The organism is Bradyrhizobium sp. USDA 4454, assembly GCF_054822705.1.
Genome location: NZ_JBTRCN010000001.1, coordinates 7741814 through 7759702, shown reverse-complemented (window position 1 = coordinate 7759702; position 17889 = coordinate 7741814). Strand labels below are relative to the sequence as shown.

At 65.1% G+C, this 17889-nt stretch carries 18 protein-coding genes; 8 read left to right on the top strand and 10 right to left on the bottom strand.

What is annotated here, in order from left to right; genetic code table 11:
* Position 1 precedes the first annotated feature (1 nt).
* From modB to mepA, 4 genes are all read right to left on the bottom strand, one after another.
* Positions 2-697 (bottom strand): molybdate ABC transporter permease subunit, encoded by a 696-nt coding sequence (gene modB / locus ACVIW0_RS36120; RefSeq protein ID WP_456750827.1) that lies wholly within the window; start codon positions 695-697, stop codon positions 2-4.
* Positions 697-1482 carry a molybdate ABC transporter substrate-binding protein gene (modA, locus tag ACVIW0_RS36115; protein ID WP_461356683.1) on the bottom strand — a complete coding sequence of 262 codons (786 nt, stop codon included), beginning with the start codon at positions 1480-1482 and terminating at the stop codon, positions 697-699. The genes modB and modA overlap by 1 nt, the downstream gene beginning before the upstream one ends.
* Before the next feature lie 189 nt (positions 1483-1671).
* On the bottom strand, positions 1672-2181 hold the full coding sequence (locus ACVIW0_RS36110) for a hypothetical protein (protein ID WP_461356682.1): 510 nt from the start codon (positions 2179-2181) through the stop codon (positions 1672-1674).
* A 133-nt stretch (positions 2182-2314) separates the two neighbouring features.
* Complete coding sequence (gene mepA / locus ACVIW0_RS36105; protein ID WP_461356681.1) at positions 2315-3262, bottom strand: penicillin-insensitive murein endopeptidase; 948 nt, start codon at positions 3260-3262, stop codon at positions 2315-2317.
* A 252-nt stretch (positions 3263-3514) separates the two neighbouring features.
* Here mepA and ACVIW0_RS36100 point away from each other — a divergent pair, with 252 nt between their 5' ends.
* Both ACVIW0_RS36100 and ACVIW0_RS36095 read left to right on the top strand, forming a co-directional pair.
* Positions 3515-3895: a L,D-transpeptidase gene (locus ACVIW0_RS36100; protein WP_461356680.1), complete on the top strand. Its 381-nt coding sequence runs from the start codon at positions 3515-3517 to the stop codon at positions 3893-3895.
* 438 nt (positions 3896-4333) lie between these two features.
* The gene (locus ACVIW0_RS36095) at positions 4334-6538 is read left to right on the top strand and encodes a putative bifunctional diguanylate cyclase/phosphodiesterase (protein WP_461356679.1); all 2205 of its coding nucleotides are present in this window, start codon (positions 4334-4336) and stop codon (positions 6536-6538) included.
* 233 nt (positions 6539-6771) lie between these two features.
* On the opposite strand, the gene ACVIW0_RS36090 is transcribed toward ACVIW0_RS36095, so the two are convergent.
* The 4 genes from ACVIW0_RS36090 to ACVIW0_RS36075 all read right to left on the bottom strand — a co-directional run bounded on the left by ACVIW0_RS36090 (position 6772) and on the right by ACVIW0_RS36075 (position 9042).
* The gene (locus tag ACVIW0_RS36090) at positions 6772-7215 is read right to left on the bottom strand and encodes a DUF1801 domain-containing protein (RefSeq protein ID WP_461356678.1); all 444 of its coding nucleotides are present in this window, start codon (positions 7213-7215) and stop codon (positions 6772-6774) included.
* A gap of 33 nt (positions 7216-7248) precedes the next feature.
* Complete coding sequence (locus ACVIW0_RS36085) at positions 7249-8031, bottom strand: sulfite exporter TauE/SafE family protein (RefSeq protein ID WP_461356677.1); 783 nt, start codon at positions 8029-8031, stop codon at positions 7249-7251.
* 10 nt (positions 8032-8041) lie between these two features.
* Complete coding sequence (locus ACVIW0_RS36080; protein ID WP_461356676.1) at positions 8042-8647, bottom strand: TetR/AcrR family transcriptional regulator; 606 nt, start codon at positions 8645-8647, stop codon at positions 8042-8044.
* 62 nt (positions 8648-8709) lie between these two features.
* Positions 8710-9042, bottom strand: a complete 333-nt coding sequence (locus ACVIW0_RS36075; protein WP_461356675.1) for a hypothetical protein — start codon at positions 9040-9042, stop codon at positions 8710-8712.
* A 74-nt stretch (positions 9043-9116) separates the two neighbouring features.
* Between ACVIW0_RS36075 and ACVIW0_RS36070 the strand changes: the two genes are divergently transcribed.
* A complete protein-coding gene (locus ACVIW0_RS36070; protein ID WP_461356674.1) occupies positions 9117-9653 on the top strand; it encodes a sterol desaturase family protein in 537 nt (178 codons plus the stop codon).
* Between the two features lie 279 nt (positions 9654-9932).
* On the opposite strand, the gene ACVIW0_RS36065 is transcribed toward ACVIW0_RS36070, so the two are convergent.
* Positions 9933-11900: a methyl-accepting chemotaxis protein gene (locus ACVIW0_RS36065; protein WP_461356673.1), complete on the bottom strand. Its 1968-nt coding sequence runs from the start codon at positions 11898-11900 to the stop codon at positions 9933-9935.
* 340 nt (positions 11901-12240) lie between these two features.
* On the opposite strand from ACVIW0_RS36065, the gene ACVIW0_RS36060 reads away from it, so the two are divergent.
* The 3 genes from ACVIW0_RS36060 to ACVIW0_RS36050 all read left to right on the top strand — a co-directional run bounded on the left by ACVIW0_RS36060 (position 12241) and on the right by ACVIW0_RS36050 (position 15020).
* A complete protein-coding gene (locus ACVIW0_RS36060; RefSeq protein ID WP_461356672.1) occupies positions 12241-13272 on the top strand; it encodes a c-type cytochrome in 1032 nt (343 codons plus the stop codon).
* 279 nt (positions 13273-13551) lie between these two features.
* On the top strand, positions 13552-14088 hold the full coding sequence (locus tag ACVIW0_RS36055) for a TetR/AcrR family transcriptional regulator (RefSeq protein WP_461356671.1): 537 nt from the start codon (positions 13552-13554) through the stop codon (positions 14086-14088).
* A 71-nt stretch (positions 14089-14159) separates the two neighbouring features.
* The gene (locus ACVIW0_RS36050) at positions 14160-15020 is read left to right on the top strand and encodes a DMT family transporter (protein ID WP_461356670.1); all 861 of its coding nucleotides are present in this window, start codon (positions 14160-14162) and stop codon (positions 15018-15020) included.
* A gap of 27 nt (positions 15021-15047) precedes the next feature.
* Here ACVIW0_RS36050 and ACVIW0_RS36045 read toward each other — a convergent pair whose 3' ends face one another.
* Positions 15048-15908, bottom strand: a complete 861-nt coding sequence (locus ACVIW0_RS36045) for a LysR family transcriptional regulator (protein ID WP_461356669.1) — start codon at positions 15906-15908, stop codon at positions 15048-15050.
* A gap of 143 nt (positions 15909-16051) precedes the next feature.
* On the opposite strand from ACVIW0_RS36045, the gene ACVIW0_RS36040 reads away from it, so the two are divergent.
* Positions 16052-16918 carry an NAD(P)-dependent oxidoreductase gene (locus ACVIW0_RS36040; RefSeq protein WP_461356668.1) on the top strand — a complete coding sequence of 289 codons (867 nt, stop codon included), beginning with the start codon at positions 16052-16054 and terminating at the stop codon, positions 16916-16918.
* A 101-nt stretch (positions 16919-17019) separates the two neighbouring features.
* Entirely contained in the window at positions 17020-17868 is an 849-nt protein-coding gene (locus tag ACVIW0_RS36035; RefSeq protein WP_461356667.1) for an alpha/beta fold hydrolase, read from the top strand.
* The last annotated feature ends 21 nt before the right edge of the window (positions 17869-17889 follow it).

The window sequence follows — 17889 nt, the reverse complement described above, 5'->3', positions numbered from 1 at the left end:
GCTATTGCCCATGCAGCCGCGCGGTGGCGCGGCGCGCAAACACTTCGGCGGCGATCAGTGCGCCGACCGCGAGCACGATCGAGATGATCACGAGCCGCGCGGCGGCAGTGTCGCCGTCCGGTGTCTGGATCAGCGAATAGATCGCCGACGAGATGGTCTGGGTCTCGCCGGGAATGTTGGAGACGAAGGTGATGGTGGCGCCGAACTCGCCGATCGCCTTGGCAAAGCCGAGCACCATGCCGGCCAGCACGCCCGGCAGCGCCAGCGGCAGCGTCACCGTCGCGAATACCCGCCAGGGCGCCGCGCCGAGCGTCTCGGCCGCCTGCTCGAGGCGGCGGTCGACCGCTTCGATCGAGAGCCGGATCGGGCGCACCAGCAGCGGGAACGACATCACGCCGCAGGCGAGCGCCGCACCGGTCCAGCGGAATGCGAACACGATGCCGAGATGATCGGCGAGCCAGCCGCCGACCAGGCCGCGCTTGCCGAAGGTCAAAAGCAGCAGATAGCCGGTGACGACCGGCGGCAGCACCAGCGGCAGATGCACGGCGGCATCGAGCAGCGATTTGCCCCAGAAATCGCGCCGCGCCAGCAGCCAGGCGAGCGCGATCCCGAACGGGGTCGCCACCAGCGTTGCGATGACGGCGACCCGCAGCGACAGCAGGATCGCCGTCCATTCGGTCGGCGAGATCTCGAACATCAGGTGGTCGGGCTGACCAGGAACTTGAAGCCGTACTTCTCAAGGATCGTCTTCGCCGCGGACGAGCGCAGGAAGGCGAGATACTCGGTGGTCTCGGGCTTGGCGGTCGTGGTCGCCGCGACCGGATAGATGATGGCGGGATGGCTATCGGCCGGGAAGGTGCCGACGACCTTGACGCCGGTCTCGACCTTGGCATCGGTCGAATAGACGATGCCGAACACGGCCTCGCCGCGCGCCACCAGCGTCAGCGCCGCGCGGACGCTCTCGGCCATTGCGAATTTCGGCTCCGCGTCCTGCCAGGCGCCGAGCTTCTCGAGCGCCGCCTTGGCGTATTTGCCGACCGGCACCGCCTTGACGTCGCCGGTTGCGATCTTGCCGTCGCCGGCGAGCTGGGCGAGAGCGAAGCCCGGTCCGATGTTGACATTGTCGATCTTGGAATCCTTCGGCGCGATCAGCACGATCGAGTTGCCGAGCAGATTGACCCGCGTCGGCTCATTGATGGTCTTCTGCTTGATCGCATAGTCCATCCAGTCGGTGTCGGCGGAGACGAACACGTCGGCCGGTGCGCCCTGCGCGATCTGTTTTGCCAGTGCTGAGCTCGCCGCATAGCTGGCGCTGATCTTGACGCCGGTCTTGGCGGTGTAGGCCGCATCGATCTCGTCGAGCGCGTTCTTCATCGAGGCGGCGGCAAAGACGGTGAGCGTCTTGTCCTCGGCTCGCGCAGGCGAATGGATCGCGCCGAGCAGGATGACGAAGGCGGTGAGAAGGCCGGCGAGTCGTGGCATGGAAGCGCTCCGTGCGAGATCGCGCGCGAGCGAGCGCGCGCAAATCAGGCGTTCAATGAGGTCTGGGCGCGATGGACGGAAGCGCTGTTCCGTGGATCCCCGACGGACTTACGGTCCTCGGGGATATCGCACTGCAAACATAGCAGGCTGGGGCTTACGGTAAAGCCACTCTTTGTCTAACGGATCGTCCTATTCGTCCGACGGCTGGATCGCGATCGACAGCGAATTCTCCTTTGCGCCGCTGACCTGCAGCACGACAGGGCTGGCGGCGAGGTCGTACTTCATGGTCTTGCGGATACCGTCGCAATCGGTCGCGCCGCTGAATGCCTTCGGCTTCAGGAAATGCCCGTCCTGCACCAGGTCGACCCAGGCGCCAGCCGAGAGGCTGACGGTATAGAGCCCGGCCTTCGGCGCAGCCTTGAAGCCGGTGAAGCCGGCGAAGGTGCCGTCCTTCGGCGCGCGCTCCGGCGGCAAGGGCAATTTGGCATCGCTCGGGGTTACCAGCGCCAGCGTGATGGCGGTCGACGGCCATGCGGTCTGCTCGCTGCCCGAGGCGAGCTTGGCGCGATCGGGCGCGGTGAGCGCGGCGCGGGCGCGGTCGATCGACCATTTGAACTTGTCACAGCCGCTCGGCTCCTCCGCCGCGAAAGCGGGAACTGAGACGAGCAGCAGCGATGCGGCGAGGAGCGATGTGCGCATGTCTGGTCCAATACAATTGTGACGGATGAAAGTGATCGGTGGCCCCGATCCATCGCTCGCGCGCGCTTACGGCGCGCCGACGTCAGATTATAACGCAGTTCGCGCCGGCCGGCATAGCCGCCTGACGAAGATGTTATTGCTTGGCGTCGGGTGCGTTGAGCACCGTCTTGCAGGCCGCCGGCATCTGCGCCAGCGTCATCGGCGGGCGCGGTTTCGGCGGCTTCGGCGGCGGCTTCGGATGCAGCACCGTATCCTTGAACCAGAACGCGAGATCGGACGGCTTGCAGCCTTCGCCTTCCGCTTGCGGTTTCTGTGCCTCGCAGGCTGGGCTGCCGGGCGGACATCGCATGCGGATGTGGAAGTGGTAGTCGTGGCCCCACCACGGTCGGATCTTCGACAGCCAGCTGCGGTCGCCCTTGGCCTCGCGGCACAGCGCCTTTTTGATCGCCGGGTTGACGAAGATGCGCTGCACCGCCGGCTCCCGCGCAGCGTCGCGGATAACCAGCATATGACCCGGCGTGAAGACGCGCGGATCGACATCGAGCCGGTCGTCGCGCACCATCATCACCGCCGACATCTCCTCGCGGTCCTCGCGCGGCAGTTTGCGATCCGGCATCGGCGTCAGCCAGATGTCGGCGTCGAGCCCGATCTGGTGACTGGCATGACCTGACAGCGCCGGGCCGCCGCGCGGCTGGCCGATATCGCCGACCAGGATGCCGGGCCAGCCGGCGTCCCTGTGCGCGCTGGCTGCCAGCCGCTTCAACAGCGCGATCATGTCGGGGTGACCCCAGTAGCGGTTGCGCGACAGGCGCATCACCTGCCAGGTGTCGCCGTTGAGCGGCATCTGCACGGCACCGGCGAGACAGCCTTTCGCATAGCCACCGATCGATTGGGTCGGCATCGCCGCCGGCAGCACCTTGCGCGCGAACAGTTCCTTCGCCCCGATCTTTGGATCGTTAGGGTTAGCGAGCGGCGGCAAGGACTGCGGATTGAGCGAACCCTTGTCCTGCGCCCGCGCGGAGATCGTGCAGGCGACGAGGGCGGAGATCAGGAGCGGGATCAGACGCAGGCGGGGTGTCATTCGGATCACTCTGTCCGGGCAAGGCTAACATGGATTCGTGCGCGACGAACCGTGCGCTCATCGCAATTGCTTGATCGCCCACAGGGCGGATTAAGATTACCCGCGGCTTCCCGGTCCGCATGTGAGCCGCGCCACTTTACAAGCATGCGTTGCAGGCGACATCATGCGCGCAATAAATTTCAGGCAGGCGTTATGATGACGAGCGTATGTTGCGTACGGCCGGCATTTGCCGCCGCGATTGCGGCGTCGATATTGGCCCACTCTCCGGCGCGCGCCGACGTCGTCGTTCATATCGATAAATCGTCCCAGCGCATGGCGGTCAGCGTCGACGGCGCGACGCGCTACAACTGGCCGGTGTCGACCGGACGCCGCGGCTACGGCACGCCGAACGGCGTGTTCCGTCCGCAGATGCTGGCGCGGCGCTGGTACTCGAAGAAGTACTACAACTCGCCGATGCCGTACGCGATCTTCTTCCATGGCGGCTTTGCCATCCACGGCACCTATGAGCTCACGCGGCTCGGCGGCCCGGCCTCGCATGGCTGCGTGCGCCTGCATCCCTCGCACGCGGCACAGCTCTATGGCCTGGTCGGGCGCAACGGCCGCAGCGGCACCCGGATCGAGATCACCAACTAGAGCGTTTTCGAGCGAAGTGGACACCGGTTCGCGTGAAGAAAACGCGTCAAAACAAAAAGCTGGAGCTTCGGTTCTGATTCAATCAGAACCGAAAATGCTCTAGCCATTCGATGGTGTGGGCGCAGTCGCGCCTTTACCTCGCGATAACCCTGTCCCATGCTGGCAAACATTGATGCGCGTCGGCGCATTCATTGTGCAGTCTCGCGCCGGTTTACGCTTCCTTCACCACGCTCCGGCGCTTCCACGCAGCAAATAGGCGCAGCATGCCGCCTGCGCGGCGGGCGCAAGGCGCGCGATGTGCGGATTCGCCTGCAAAGCAGGCATGCCCGGCGTTTCTCATCGAGCGCGCCTCTTCGCCAAGAGATCGCCAAGAGATACCAATTTTTCAGAGACTTATCGCAGAAGTATCGCCGAACTGGAATGCGCGTGGGGCGTGCGATGCCGATGATGCGGCCGAAGAAGATCAAGAAGCCAAAACAGGCCAAACTGTCGGGCCCGCGGGGCCGCCGGCCCAAGCCGATACCGAGAGTGTCGGGCGGTTCGCGCCGCACCGCCGTCGAGATCGGCGAGCTGGTCCGCCAGCGCGCGCAGGCCGAGGCCGCGATCGCCGAGGCGCGCAAGTCCAATGCGCGGCTGCGCGAGGCGGTCGACATCCTTCCGCAGGGGATCGTGTTCCTGGACTCGGAAGGCCGCTATCTGCTCTGGAACAAGAAATACGCGGAAATCTACAAGCGCAGCTCCGACCTGTTCGAGCACGGCGCGCGTCTCGAGGATACGATCCGCGTCGGTGTCGCGCGCGGCGACTATCCCGAGGCCATCGGGCGCGAGGAAGAGTGGATCGCCGAGCGGCTCAGGAAGATGTACCAGCCGGGCGAGCGGCACGAGCAGGTGCTGGCCGACGGCCGCGTGGTGCTGATCGAGGAGCGGTTGACCTCGGACGGCGGCATCGTCGGGCTGCGCGTCGACATCACCGAGCTGAAGCAGCGCGAGGCCTCGTTCCGCCTGCTGTTCGACGGCAATCCGGTGCCGATGATCCTGTGCGCGCTCGATGGCGAGCGGATCCTTGCGGTCAACGACGCCGCGATCGCGCATTATGGTTATGTGCGCGCCGAATTCGAGAAGATGACGATCAGGAGCCTGCAGGCGTTCGATGCCGAGCTGCCCTGGGCCGCCGGCCGCAGCAGCGACGAGCAGGCCGCGCGGACCTGGAAGCATGTGCGTGCCGACGGCACGCTGATCGATCTCGCGATCTATTCGCGCCAGCTGATGCATGGCGACCAGCCGGCGATGCTGCTGGCGCTGATGGACATGACCGAGCGCAAGCGCGCCGAGGCACGGCTCGCCTTTATGGCGCAGCACGACAGCCTGACCGGCCTGCCGAACCGCAATCTGCTACGCCAGCAGATGGACGACATGCTGCAGCATACCCGCCGCTCCACCGACAAGGTCGCGGTGCTGATGCTCGGTCTCGACAATTTCAAGGCGGTCAACGACACGCTCGGCCACGGCATCGGCGACAAGCTGCTGCGCGCCGTCGCCAAGCGGCTGCGCTCGACGCTGCGTGACGAAGATGCGCTGGCGCGTCTGAACTCCGACGAGTTCACCATCGTGCAGGGCGGCGTGATGCGGCCCGAGGACGCCGTGCTGCTGGCGCGCCGGATCCTCGACGCAATCGGCGAGCCCTATCTGCTCGAGGGGAATTCGGTGGTGGTCGGCGCCAGCATCGGGATCGCGATGTCGCCCGGCGACGGCGAGGATTCCGAAAAGCTGCTGAAGAGCGCCGACATGGCCTTGTCGCGCGCCAAGAGCGAATTCCGCGGCACCTTCTCGTTCTTCGAGGCGGAGATGGATGCGCGGGCGCAAAGCCGCCGCAAGATCGAGATCGATCTGCGCGATGCGATCCAGAACGAAGGCCTGCAACCCTATTATCAGCCGCTGGTCGATCTTGCGAGCGGGCGCATCACCGGCTTCGAGGCGCTGGTGCGCTGGCCGCATCCGGAGCGCGGCATGATCTCGCCGGGCGAGTTCATTCCGGTGGCCGAGGAGACCGGCCTGATCAATCCGCTGGGTTCGCTGATGCTGCATCGCGCCTGCATGGACGCGGCGCAATGGCCCGACGACGTGCGCGTCGCGGTCAATCTGTCGCCGCTGCAATTCCGCACCGGCAATCTGCTGGCGCTGGTCACCGACGCGCTGCGCCAATCCGGCCTGCCGGCGCGGCGGCTCGAGCTCGAGATCACCGAGACGCTGCTGCTCGAAAAGAGCAGCCAGGTGCTGGCGACGCTGCATGCGCTGCGCGCGCTCGGGGTACGGATGTCGATGGACGATTTCGGCACCGGCTATTCCAGCCTCAGCTATCTGCGCAGCTTTCCGTTCGACAAGATCAAGATCGACCAGTCCTTCGTGCGCGACCTCGGTGCCAACCCGGACGCGCAGGCGATCGTGCGCTCGATCGTCAGCCTCGGCGTCGGGCTCGGCGTCACCATCACCGCCGAGGGCGTCGAGACCGAGGCGGAGCTGAGCTGCCTGCGCGCCGAAGGCTGCCACGAGGGCCAGGGCTTTTTGTTCAGCCGCGCCCGGCCGAACGGAGAGGTCATCAGTCTCTTGAAGGCGCAGCGCGTCGCGATGGCGCTGGTGGCGTAGGGAAACCCAGAACGAGAATGTTCCTCGAATCGAGCGTCGCGCTCCGCTTACCTCGCCCCGCGTGCGGGGAGAGGTCGGAACGCATCGTTAGATGCGTTCCGGGTGAGGGGGAGTCTCCGCGAACGCAGCTATCACCGAGTGCGCGGAGACGGCCCCTCACCCCAACCCTCTCCCCGTAAGAACGGGGCGAGGGAGCGCACCGCCGTCGCTCTTCCACCTAATCTGATTACGCTTCACGTCGCCTTGTTCAAATGATAGGTCAGCGCCAACCCGACGCAATGGCGCAGCGCGACCTCCGGAAGCTTGCCGGAGACGTCGAGCAGGATCGCGCGATTGCCGCTGTAGCTGAGCTCGGGATAGAGCTCGCGAAACGTCTCGACCAGATTGGTCTGGCAGTGGAAGTAGACCGCGACCTGGTCGGCGGCCGGCTTCACCTGATCGATCCGGATCGTGCTGCCGCTGCCGGTCTCCGGCGTCAGATAGCTCGGCTGACCCCATTTTAGCGTCTCTTCCAGCGCGCCGACGCCCTTGGTCGCCTTCGCGGTCTCGAAGATCAGCCGCCGCAGCGCCAGCAGCTTGGCCTTGACCGGGGCAGGGTAGGCGTCGAACAGCACATCGCCTGATTTTTTCGGCGGTCGTCGTGTCACCTTGCTGGTAGAGGTTGCCGGCTTGCGCATGGAAGCTCCTCGCGGCAGGACTGTCGCGCCTGTCTACCACAGGGCGTTGAAGGTCATATAGATCGCCATCAGCGACACGAAGAAGATCATCGCGCCGCGCAGCGTCGCGCGGTCGATGCGGTTGGCGGCGCGGGCGCCGAGGTCGGTGCCGGCGAGCAGGCCTGCGATCACGCCTGCCAGCACCGGCCAGGATGCGAGCGCGCCCTCGTTCCAATAGATCCAGGCTGACGGGATCGTGGTCGGGATCAGCGACATCACGAGGCTTGCCATCTGCGCCTGGTGCTGCGGCATGGCGAGCACGGCGCTCAAGCCCACCACGGTTGCCAGTCCGCCGCCGATGCCGAGAAAGCCCGACGACAGGCCGGCCAGCAGCCCGACGATGAGCAACGCCGGCGAGGATGTGTCGCGCACCGCGCCGCTGGCTTCGTCATGCGTCTTGTCGCGCCCGCCGCGCAGGATCAGCATCGCGTCGAGCGCGACGAGATATGCGACATAGGTCCAGCGCAGCGCGGGCTCGGCGACATGGTTGGCGGCGAGCGCGCCGGCTGCGCCGCCGGCGACGAAGCCGACAGTCAGCAGCGCGATCCAGCGCGGCGGCGTGCGGTTGCCGCTCTGCCAATAGCGCCTGATCCCGGTGAGGCTGGTCGGCGGTACCTGCGCGACCAGCGAGATGCCCTGCGCGACATGCTGGCCGGCGCCGAGCAGCAATACCGAGAACACCACCAGTCCGCCGCCGGGGCTGACGCCGAGCAGGCCTGCGGTCAGGCCGCCGGCAAGGCCGGTGACGATGCCGAGCACGAGGTCGTGGATCATCATCGCATCCCCGTCAGCGCCTGGCGGCCAGGCCGGCGAGGAAGATGTCGAAGGCGTGCATCGCCTCCGCGGTCGAGACGGTCTCGCCCCACAGCCGTTGCAGCACGATGCCCTGGAACATCGCGACCATCGCCCGCGCCGCGCCGCGCGGCTGCACCTGAGGATCGATCGCGCCGCCCTTCTGGCCGCGCCGCAGCAGGTCCACGATCATGGCGATCGGCTGGCGGATGCCGCTCGTCACCTGGTCGCGGACCACGTCGTCGCGCAGCGCCTCCGCCCAGAGCTGCAAGGCGACGCGGCGGGCGCGCAGGCCTTCCTCCTTCTGCAAATCGCCGAGAAAGCCGCGGGCGATCGCCCGCAGGCTCTGCAACACATCGTCCGATTGGTCCTTCACGGCGAGCAGCGCGCTGTCGCGGCCATGGCGGCTTTCGCCGATCGCCCGGATCAACTCCTCCTTGCCGGCGAAATGCCCGTAGATGCAGCCGGCGCTGAGCCCGGACTCCTTGATCACGTCCTGGATCGTGGTCTGGTGAAATCCCTGGCGCGCAAAGCAGATTTCTGCGGCCTGCAAGATCTCCTCGCGGCGGATCGCGAGCGTTTCGGCCTTCACCTTCGGCATGGTCGGTCCTTGGTCATTGCCAAGCGGGGCGTGGGGGCAGGCTTGACGATCGCTGGCCGTCATTATAAAGAACGAATATTCGTTTTGTAAAGAGAGGAGCAATCGGCATAATCGGCTTTGCAAAGCTTTTGTGGCATCCGGGGGCAGGCGAGATCGCCAATGTCGAGCTGCCGGCGACCGGCGCGCGGATCGCGTTCCTGCTCGCGTCGTTCGCGATCGTGCTGCTGTTCGAGGCCGCGTTTCCGCTTTTCAGCTACGCGCGCGGTGACCGGATGCGCAACATCGGCCGCAACGCCGCGATCACCGTGATCTTCCTCGGCGTCAACCTGCTGCTCAGCCCGATCTCGCCGCTGGCGGCGCAGTGGACGCTGGATGCGAAATTCGGCCTGTCGCACTGGCTCGGCCTGTCGCCGCTGAACCAGCTCGTGCTCGGCATCGTCGGGCTCGAACCTATTTCGCCCACATCTCGATGCACAAGCTCGGCTGGATGTGGCGCTTCCACCGCATGCACCATGCCGACCGCTTCGTCGACGTCACCACCGCCTTCCGCGAGCATCCCGGAGAGACGCTGTGGCGGATCGGCTGGCACATCGCCGGCGTCATCGTGTTCGGAACGCCGGCCTGGGTGCTGGTCACTTACTTGACGCTGTCGGCGCTGAACGCGCAGTTCGAGCACGCCAACATCCGCCTGCCGGAGCGGCTCGACCGCTGGCTGCGGCTCGTCGTCGTGACGCCGAACATGCACAAGATGCATCATTCGCGGCATCAGCCGGAGACCGACAGCAATTATGCCAACCTGCTCTCGATCTGGGACCGGCTCGGCGGCACGTACAATCGCGGCCCGCGCTTCGCCGAGCTACGCTACGGCCTCGACGGTTTTGACGATGCCGAGAAGCAATCGCTGTCCGGGCTGCTGAAGATGCCGTTCATGGCCAAGTGGGGGCGGTCCGGGGCGGCGCCGGACGACAAGGCGGATCGCTCGGCGCCGCCGCTGCCCTGGCCATGACTTGAAGTCTCGCGCGATCGGCCAAAGCAATAGGTTGACCTGGAACGGCGTCGCACGTCAGCCGTACCGCTAATTCCATCGTCGTCCCGGCCTAGTGCGCAATTGCGCACGGGGGCCGGGACCCATTACCACAGGGTCATGTTGTCGAAGCTAGCTGTGGCCCCAGCTCGCTACAAATCAAACGGCGGTGGTTATGGGTCCCCGCTTTCGCCGGGACGACACTTGTGTTGTCGCTAGCAGCTTTGTTGACTACTGGCTCGCCCACATGACGCGCTAGAGCTAGGCCGCGTTGCGCAGGCCGGCGAGGAAGGTGTCGACGCTGTGCGACAGTGCGGAGGCGTGGTCGCCGAGCTCGCCGGAGGTTTCCAGCACATTTCCGGTGAGGGCGCGGGATTGGCCGGCAGCCTGGCTCGCGCCCGCGATATTGCTCGAGACCTCGCGCGTCCCTGACGACGCCTGCTGCACGCTGCGGGCGATCTCCCGCGTTGCCGAGTCCTGCTGCTCGACAGCGGCGGCGATCGCGGTGGCGATGCCCGAGATCTCGCGGATGGTGCCGCTGATGTCGCCGATCGCGCTGACGCAATTGCCGGTGGCGGACTGGATCGCGCCGACCTGGCCGGCGATCTCGTCGGTCGCCTTCGCGGTCTGGCTCGCCAGTTCCTTCACCTCGGCGGCGACCACCGCGAAGCCGCGGCCGGCTTCGCCGGCGCGGGCGGCCTCGATGGTGGCGTTGAGCGCCAACAGATTGGTCTGGCTCGCGATCGCGCTGATCAGCCGCAGCACGTCGCCGATCTTCTCGGCGGACGCGGCAAGGCTCGTCACCATCTCGGTGGTTTCAGCCGCCTTGGCCACGGCATTGTCGGCGACGCGGCTGGAATGGGTGACCTGGCGGCCGATCTCGGTGATCGAGGACGCCAGCTCTTCGGTCGCGGCGGCAACCGCATTGACGCTGGCCGACGCCTCCTCGGACGCGGCGGCCGCCGCCGAGGTCCGTTCCGAGGTGCCGTTGACGCTGGTCGTGATCTCATTGGCGACGCGCTGCATCGCGCTCGACGACTGCGCCACGGCGGCGACCATGCCCTTGACGTCGGCCTCGAACCGGTCGGCCATCTGGCGCTGCAAGGCCTGCTTGTCGGCCGCCGCCTTCACCTTGTCGGCCTCCTGCGCGTCGCGCAGCGAAGAGGTCTCGATCATGCTGCGGCGGAACACGTCGACCGCCCGCGCCATGGTGCCGAGCTCGTCGCGGCGCTCGCTGCCGAGGATCGTGACGCTGGTGTCGCCGCTCGACAGGCGGTTCATCACCGCGGTGATCGCGGCGAGCGGCCGCGACAGGCCGCGGCCGAGCAGGAACGCGAGCAGCACGGCAGCCGCCAGGATCGCGACCACGCCGAGGATCAGGTTGCGCTGCGCGCTCGCGGCCGCGGCCGCATAGTCGCTGGTGTCCTTGATGATCTCGAGCACGGCGACCGGCTGGCCGGCATAATTCTTGATCTGGCCGAGATAGAGCTCCACGGCATGGCCGTCGAGCGTAGCGTCGCGCAGCACGGCTGCGCCGTTCATCACGCTCTTGAGCTCGTCCGGGGTCGCGACCGCGGCGTCGCCGAAGGTCGACGACAGCCGCCTGAAGCTCTGGCCGTCGAACGAATGCACGGCGAGGTCGATGCCGAAGCGCTTCTTGGCGCGGTCGACGAATTCCTTGCCGAAGGCGACGCCGATGTCGACATTGCCAAGCGTCTTGCCGTCGCGCACGACCGGCGTCATGCCGAAGATCGAAAGCGCCTCGCGACCGGGCTCGACGCCGACGATCGGCTTGCCGGCCTTGATCGATTCCACCACCGTGGTGCGCCGCGCGGAGGCGTCGTCGCCGAAGGTTTTCGGCACGTGAACCCGGTAGAAGCTGGTCGCCGGGGCCTGCCAGAACGAGATCAGCGGGATGCCCTGCGCCTTGATCGCCGCCCAGGGGGCGCCAAGCAGCTTGCCGAGGCCGTCACGGTCGCCCTTGGCGATGGCATCCTCGACCGGCGGCAGCGCGGCGATCACGGCGGAGACCGCGAGCGCGGTGCGGCCTTCATAGTCGATCGCCGCGATCACGCTGTCATATTGTAGCTTGAGCTGCTGATCGAGCGCGAGCCGGGTCAGCGCCCGTTGCTGGCTGATAGAGAAGCCGCCGAGGATCGCGCAGGCGACCGCAACGGTCAGTGAAATCGCCAGAATCAGGCGGGCGGCAATCGATCGAAGCGTGAACATGGGACCAGCGGAACTCCAGGCATTAGCGCCGGCCGCACAATCTCAGAAAAATCTTAACAACCGTATGTTGCGCTGCCAAAAATTCGTACCGGGAGAATCGTCGCCAGCCTACTTCCGTACCATGTGTCACGGGTGGGCGAGGTCCGACCCGGCCGCCTGCCCAGCGATTGCCGTTTGGCGATGCCGCGGCTAATCTTTCGGTTTCCCGGAATGCGCGCAAAGTTTTTCGTACGCATCAAGCCCGGGACGGCTAGGTTGTCGGCGCGCGGAAGATTTGCGTGAAAATCATTGTGATCGAGGCGCAGACATTCCTGCGCTCACAGCTTCAGGTCGGCCAGTTATGGCTTTTTTTCAGGAGGCAATCTTGATTTCCTTGAAAAGACATTTGATGCGCGCGTTGATCCTGCTGGCAATCGCGATTCCCGCCAGCGACGATGGTTTCACGCAGGGCGTTGTTGGCTCACCCGTGGCCCAGGCGCCTGATGAGTTTCCGGCTTGGGCCTTCTTGTGGGACCCGACCGTTCAGGTGCCCCCGCCCAGCGATACGCCCAACAAGCTTCCAGGTAGCGACGCCATGTTCAGTTGGAAACAGGCGCGGGACCTCTTCGTCGCGCCTGACTGGCATCCGGATGACCATCCCGCGATGCCTGACATCGTCGCGAACGGCCGCAGACCCGAGATTCGCGCGTGCGGATCATGCCATCGTGTCGAGGGAACCGGCGGACCCGAAAATGCAAGCCTCGCCGGTCTGCCAGTCGCATATTTTGTCCAGCAGATCGCCGACTTCAGAAGCGGAGCGAGAAAGATGTCGGGCCCTCAGAGGCCTGCGACGCAACTGATGCTGGCGTCGGTCAAGGGCATGACGGACGCCGACATTCGTTCCGCTGCGGAATACTTCTCCGCGCTGGGCCGCAAGCGGATCGTCAAGGTCGTGGAGACGGAGACGATTCCGAAAACAGGACCGTCGCGTCTGTTTTACGTCAAGAGCCCGGAGGGAGGACTCGAAATACTCGGCCAGCGCATCGTCGAGATGCCCGATGATACCGACCAGTTCGAACTTCGCGACTCGCGAGCGACATTCACGGCTTACGTCCCGGTCGGCAGCCTGGCCAAGGGAGAGGCGCTCGCAAAGACCGGCGGAGCCGGCGCGACCGTCGCCTGCAATCTCTGCCATGGACCGGACTTGAAGGGCGCTGACATCGTTCCGGCCATTGCGGGGAGATCGCCGACCTACATCGTGCGTCAGCTCTACGAATTCCAGCACGGCGGCCGATCGGGAGCCGCAAGCGCCCCGATGAAACAGGCTGTCGAAAAGCTTTCGCCGGCGGACGTGATCGCACTGGCCGCCTATGTGGGCTCGCTCGATCCGTAACCGACGCGTTTGCAGTTCATGACTGCACGTGCTGACCCTGATGCCCAGGCCAATTCGTCGCCTCGGTGCGACATTCCATTCGCTGGCGACCGCTGGTCAATGCGGCACCGGTCGTCCCGATACCGCTGACGATGAGGTTGCATTCGTCGTACGAACGAGCCGGCCACTTGATTTAAAGACCGATCGGTCTATATTTGCCCCATGAACAACCGAACCTCGGCGCCATTGCCCCGCGGTCGCCCGCGGAGTTTCGATGAGGACGCAGCCGTCGAACGCGCGATGGGCGTGTTCTGGTCGCGCGGCTATCATGCCACGGCGCTGCCGGACCTTCTGCGTGCGACGAAGCTCTCGCGTGGCAGCCTCTACGCCGCCTTCGGCGACAAGCACTCGCTGTTCCTGCGCGCGCTCGATCGTTACATCGACGATGCCGTGACACGCTTGGATAGCGAGCTGGACCCGCGCAAGGATCCGGTGGACGGCCTGCGGGCCTACCTCGCCGGATATGTCGAGCGCACGAGCGGCGCCCATGGTCGGCGCGGATGTCTGGTGATCGCCACAGCCATGGAACTGGCCGGGCGTGACGCCGACGTCAATCGTCGCATCGCGGGCTTTTTCAATGTCATGGAGGCGCGGGTGGCGGATGCGCTTTCCCGTGCGAAGGCGGCGGGCAAGCTGGCCGATGGTGTCGACCCTGCAAATGCCGCCCGCATTCTCGTCTGTTTCGTTGAGGGGCTGCGCGTCATCAGCAAGACGGCGTCCGCGGGAGCCATCACGCCCGCCGCCGCCGACGCTCTGCTCGACCGTTTCATCAGGTAGGCAAATCCTGGGCCCGTCCTCGCAATCGGCTCGCCGATATCTGGACCAGTCGGTCTTTAAAGGAGAATACGATGTCTGCGATCCAGACGATTTGCGCGGTGGCCGTTCCCTTGATCTGGGGTTACCAGTTCGTGGTCATCAAATTGGGCGTTACGGAGTTTCCGCCGTTCTTCTTCCTGGCGCTGCGTTTCCTGGCCACTGCGCTGCTGCTGATTCCGTTCGTCAAGAGGCCCACGCGTGAACAGTTGCGTCCGATCGCAGCGATCTCGTTCTTTCTCGGTGGGCTGAACTTCGGGCTGTTCTATGTGGGCCTTGGGCTCGGCTCGGGAAGCATGACGGCTGTCGCATATCTGCTCTCCACGCCCTTCACCGTCCTGTTGGCCTGGCCGCTGCTGGCGGAGCGGCCGTCTCTCACGACCCTCTCCGGGGTGCTGCTCGCATTCGCCGGCGTCCTGGTGTTGAGGGCGGAGCCCGGCCTGTCGGCAAGCGGGTTGCCGCTGCTGCTGGTGGTCGGAGCCGCCTTCGCGTTCGCGGTATCCAACGTGCTGACGAAACGCTACGGCCCGTTTGACCCCTTGATGTTGATGGGCTGGTCGTCGCTGTTCACGGTGCCGCAGGTGATGTTGATGTCGCTGCTGCTCGAATATGGACAAGTGGCGAGCCTCCTCGCCGCGGATGAACGAGGATGGCTGGCGCTCGCCTACACGATCTTCATCGGAGGAATCGTCGGATTTGGCCTTTGGTTCTGGCTGATCGCGCGCTGCTCCATGGGCCGCGTCGCCCCGTTCGGTCTGCTGCTCCCGGTGTTCGCCCTGATGTCGAGCGCATTGTTCCTTGGCGAGCCGATGACCCCGAAGTTGATGATTGGCGCACTGCTGGCGATCTCTGGTGTCGCATTGACGCAGTTCAGACCGAGCGCCCGAACGGTTTGAATGCGAAAGCTGCGCTCGGGCCGCAGATCATGCGGTCGCGTTCGCGAGATGGTCCGCTACCGTCGAGATGAACGCGCGAAGACGCTCGAGACGCCGTAGGTCCCGGTGGTATCCCATCCAAATGTCGCGCGCTGGCGGCGGCGTCGGCAGTTCAAGTCTGCGGATGCCCGGGATCTGATTGCCGACCACGCGCGGCAGGACAGCGATGCCGACGCCTTGCCTGCACATGCGCCCCTGCACGTTGCGGTTGTTCGATCGAAGGACCGGTCTGGCGTTGGGGAAACTCTCGATGAGCCACACGATGTCGGGGAAATGGCCCGTGGATGTGTCATGGGTGATCAGCCGGAAGCCGGTCCCATCGCCATATGTGGGATCAGCCGCCTCCTCGGCGATGTAGACGCCGTATTCGAGCCTGAACAGCCGCCGCTGAATAACATCGGCAGTGTCGAACGGAACGATGCGAAAAGCGATGTCGGCCTCCCGTTGCGCAAGGTTAACCCGGCGCGTGCCGGTCAGGATCTCGACGTCGACATTGGGGTAGGCTTTCGAGAAATCCGCCAGGATAGGAGGCAGGACATAGGCCCCGAACCAGTCCGCTGACGTAATGCGCAGACTGCCTTTGAGATTCTGCTCCTGCCCCGCAAGCCGGCGCTCCATGGCCAGCGCGCCTTCTTCCATTTGCTCGGCCAGCGCGATGATCCCGTGGCCCTCGTCGGTCAGAACAAGACCGTCCGCTGTGCGCTGGAAGAGCGTGTGACCGATCGCCTGCTCAAGTGCGCGAAGGCGCCTGCCGACGGTCGGATGGCTCGTCCGAAGAGAACGTGCGGCGCCGCCGAGCGTGCCGGATCGCGCAACAGCAAGAAAGATTCTGACGTCACTCCACTCCATCTCGAGACCCACACAAAACTGAACGCCGACAGTACAATTATGTCAGTTAAAGAACAAATCTAAGCACCTAGGTTCCTGCCATCGCCCGGCAGCGTGCGTCCGATCCGGCGCGCAGCTCTGACCCGGACAACATGAGATAGAACATGCAGATCGGATTTATCGGTCTCGGCAGTATGGGCTCGGCAATGGCCCTGAACCTGGTGAAGGCCGGCCATGACGTGCGGGCCTGGAACCGGACCAAGGTCGCCCAGGATAGCGTCCCCGGGGTAACGCTGGTCGAGCTCGCGGCGGATGCTTTCCAGGCTGACGCCGTCTTCACGATGCTGTCCGACGACGCGGCCATTCAGGAGGTGATCCTCGATGCCGGCTTGCTGGCAAGCGCGCAACCAGGGCTGACCCATGTCGTCACCTCGACGATCTCCGTCGCTTTCGCGCGGCAATTGGAGCTCCTGCACGAAGAGGCAGGCCTCGGCTATGTGTCCGCGCCGGTCCTCGGTCGACCGAACGTAGCGGCGAGCGGCCAGCTCAACATCCTGGCGGCCGGGAAAGCCGATGCAATTGCCGCGATCAAGCCGCTGCTCGCCCCCCTCAGCAAAAAGGTCTGGAAGTTAGGGGAGAACCCCGCCCGGGCGAATACGGCAAAGCTCGCCTGCAACATGATGATCGCCATGGCTATCGAGGCGATGGCCGAGGGTGTCGTGCTGACCGAGAGCGTCGGCCTCGACCGTGCGGATTTCTTTGAACTCATCCTGGGCACCCTGTTCTCGGGCCGCGCCTATGAGAGCTACAGCGCGCAGATCACGGAACGATCATTCGAGCCGGGTTTCAAAGCCAGGCTCGCTCTCAAGGACATGCGCCTGGCGACCGAGGCCAGCAACGAGATCGGACGCACGCTCCCGATGCTTGAAGCTGTCCGCGAGGGGCTCAGCAAAGCTGTCGCGGCGGGCCTCGGGGAGAAGGACTGGTCGATCATGGCTGATATGACTGTTCGGGGCGGCGACGGCGTCTGAAAACAACGCGGAGAAGAAGCAATGAAAACATTGGCTCATCACTGGCCTGAGCGCGGGCCACGAGCTACGTTTGAACGTCACCATCTGACTGGAAAGCGATCATGATCGCAACTTTGAAGGGCTTTACCCAGCAGCTGGTCCCGGTGAACGGCATCAAGATCAATGCCGTCACGGGAGGATCAGGCCCGCCGATCCTTCTGCTTCACGGCTGGCCGGAAACATGGTGGGAATGGCACAAGGTGATGCCCCTGCTGGCCGAGCATTTCCGCGTGGTGGCCATGGATCTGCGCGGCGCGGGCTTTTCCGACTGCCCCCTCGACGGCTATGACAAGGCAACGATGGCGCGCGACGCGCATGAAGTGATGGTTGCCCTCGGGCATGAACGCTACGCCGTGTGCGGACATGACATCGGCGGAATGGTCGCCTTGCCGCAGGCCGCCATCCATCGGAAGGCTGTTACACACCTGGCCGTCCTCGACGTTCCGCTTCCCGGCTGGACCGGATGGGAGGCGACGACCGCAAGGCTCTGGCACTTCAGCTTCCATATGAACCGGGACCTGCCCGAGCGCCTGATTCATGGCCGTGAATATGACTACGTTTCGACCTTCATGGCGGAGCGGTTCTACGATCACAGCACCTTCAATCCGGCGGATATCGAGATCTACGCCAAGGCGATGGCGCTTCCTGGCCGCACGCGTGGCGGCATGGAATGGTACCGCACCTTCGCCGCCGATCATGCGACTGCGCTCGAGTACAAGAAGCAACCGCTCGAGATACCGGTGCTCGGCCTGGGTGGGGACCAGCGATTCGGTGCGCAGATGGTGCCGATGCTCAAGGAGTTCGCCAGCAATGTGAGGGGCGGCTCGATCGCGCGGTGCAGCCACTATGTCGCGGACGAGCGGCCGGATGAAGTCGCAGCCGCCCTGATCGAGTTCCTCAAGGCCAATTGAAAATCAGCGCCCGCGCCGTCG